The sequence below is a fragment of the Arthrobacter sp. B0316-5-4 genome, assembly GCF_059090325.1.
This window is the reverse complement of sequence record NZ_JBNHFN010000016.1, coordinates 1-2,291: the sequence shown is the minus strand read 5'-3', so window position 1 is coordinate 2,291 and position 2,291 is coordinate 1. Positions and strand designations below refer to the sequence as shown.

The 2,291-nt window shown below is 63.2% G+C and carries 2 protein-coding genes and 1 rRNA gene; 1 reads left to right on the top strand and 2 read right to left on the bottom strand.

All coding sequences use genetic code 11. The features are described from left to right. The first annotated feature begins 220 nt into the window (after positions 1–220). Complete coding sequence (locus AC5RU9_RS21255; RefSeq protein WP_211712170.1) at positions 221–814, top strand: HhH-GPD-type base excision DNA repair protein; 594 nt, start codon at positions 221–223, stop codon at positions 812–814. Between the two features lie 63 nt (positions 815–877). Here the strand turns inward: AC5RU9_RS21255 and AC5RU9_RS21250 are convergent, their stop codons facing one another. Both AC5RU9_RS21250 and rrf read right to left on the bottom strand, forming a co-directional pair. Further along, complete coding sequence (locus AC5RU9_RS21250) at positions 878–1,873, bottom strand: patatin-like phospholipase family protein (protein ID WP_494018067.1); 996 nt, start codon at positions 1,871–1,873, stop codon at positions 878–880. A gap of 330 nt (positions 1,874–2,203) precedes the next feature. Next, positions 2,204–2,291 (bottom strand): 5S ribosomal RNA (gene rrf, locus AC5RU9_RS21245); the annotation flags it as partial.

The window sequence follows — 2,291 nt, the reverse complement described above, 5'->3', positions numbered from 1 at the left end:
GGCCATTGGAAAAGAAGAGTTATTTTTGGCCGCCTACCGAACCGTACACACCTTCCGGCTTTCCGTTTCGCACCCGGCGACTCAGAAAACAATACACGCCCCACACCCCCAACGCAAATCCACCCCCACACCCCACCCCAACCACCCACCAAACCCCCACCAAACCGCCGTCGAACCTTATACAGAAGCCGCCATGACGCCGGCTCTCAGTGGTGGGAGGATGGGACCCATGGAACTGCACATCACAGGCGATGCCGCCGCCGACCAACTTCTCAGCGACGACGCATTTGCGTTGCTGACAGGCATGTTGCTTGATCAACAGGTGACCATGGAATCGGCCTTCGCCGGCCCGGAGAAGATCCGCACGCGCCTTGGCTCCTTGAAGCCCGAAACGATTGCCGAGTACGACCCCGCCGGCTTCGTCGAAGTCTTCAAGGAGCGTCCGGCCGTCCATAGGTTCCCCGGCTCCATGGCGGGCAGGGTCCAGGCGCTGGCGGAAACCGTCCACCACGAATGGAACGGAGACGCCGCGTCAATCTGGACAAGCGGCTCCCCCGACGGCGCTGAGGTACTCCGCCGACTAAAGGCCCTGCCCGGGTTCGGCGAACAAAAGGCGAAGATCTTCCTGGCCCTCCTTGGCAAGCAGTGCGGGCTTCAAGCCGAGGGGTGGCGGGAAGCCGCTGGCCACTACGGCGAACAGGGCTCGTACCTTTCCGTCGCCGACATCGTGGATCCAGAATCCTTGGTCAAGGTGCGCGCCAGCAAGCAGGCCGCCAAAGCAGCAGCCAAAGCTGCAAAGGCGCCCAGCGCGTAAGACCACCCTCACAGCGGCCAGGCAAAGGAGGGCTCCCACCATTGGTGGGAGCCCTCCTTCATCTCAACGCCAGAACTCGCCAAGCCTCCCTGCCAGGACCGTGCCCTGGTCGTAGCCAGCTTGGGCAGCGGCGGGACGCAAGGAAATATCCATCGCGTTCGCACCAAACAGGTGCTCGGCGTCAGGGCCCGGGAAAATGGTCTCGACCCTGCTGCCGCCTGCACATAGGGCTTCAACCTGCGTCGCCAGGTGCATGCCCCACTCCACGGGCTGAAGGGACCGGCCGCCGAAAGGTGACAGCACCAGTACCCGTCCATGTCCGGCTGCCAAGTCGGCATTCTCGGCGTTCGACCGATAGCCGCCGTCGAGGTACCAATTGGCCCCGATCCTGTAAGGCCTGGAGCTGGAACAGCTGGCAGCAACGGCATCCACCAACTCGACGCCGCTTTCGCGATCGAAAACGGTAGGTTCACCAGTTTCGGCATCGACGGCCGTGATCAGTACCTGCCGGTCCGGCCAACGTTGATCCGGGAGCCGGGACGCAACGACAGCACGCCATTTGGGTTGCCAGGAATCGTCCGTCGCTGCGTTCGACTCCATGGCTGCTGCCCCCATACGACGGCGCATATCGGCCGCATCCTTGGAGGAGGAGATGATGTGGTTCATCCTGGCCAAGTGGCTCGATACAGCCACCGGGCGACCACGGTCAGATCCGGCCGCGCCCGGCCGCCGCTGGGCTTCAGGCGCGGGGGCGACGGCGGCCGCGAACAGTTCCGCTGGGGACGACGCGGCCAACTGGGCCGCTGCCGTCGATCCAGCCGACGTTCCGACAGTGAGATCCGGGGTGGTCACATCAAGCCCGGCCCCGTAGAGGCCGGCTATCACGCCGATGAGCCAGGCGTTACCGGTGGACCCCCCTCCCCCGAGGACCAACGCACGCCCGCTCTCAGACCTCAGAGGGCCCGTGGCGAGGAGTCGCTGCTGATGAGGGTCGGACGACGGGTGGGCCGAAATGCCCGTTTGGGTAGTACCTACCGTTGAAGAAGATGTTGTGTTCATGGGAGTTGCCTTTCGCGAATTGCGGATCAAGGCACTCCCGGAGGCGACTACTTCAGTCGCCCGATCGTGGACAACAAGGGAGCGCCCACTATGGATACTGCGTTCATGGGTCTCACCTCCTGTTGACGAATCACGATCACTTGAAAAAATAGCACGCCCCCGAGCCACACGCCATGGAACGTTAACGACAAAAGGCCCCCACTTGCGTGGAGGCCCAGGGAGTTGCCGCTGTGAGCGTTGATCGTTGCCGGCACACCCGCACTGTGTGTGTCTTAAATGTGGGAGACCCCCCAACCCATAGTGGGTTGGGGGGTCTCGACCTTAATGTGTGTCCGGCGGTGTCCTACTCTCCCACACCCTCCCGGGTGCAGTACCATCGGCGCTGTGGGTCTTAGCTTCCGGGTTCGGAATGGGACCG

Bases quoted from the DNA above. Each gene is read 5' to 3' on its own strand.
- AC5RU9_RS21250 (WP_494018067.1), bottom strand. From the start codon at position 1,873: ATGAACACAACATCTTCTTCAACGGTAGGTACTACCCAAACGGGCATT.
- AC5RU9_RS21255 (WP_211712170.1), top strand. From the start codon at position 221: ATGGGACCCATGGAACTGCACATCACAGGCGATGCCGCCGCCGACCAA.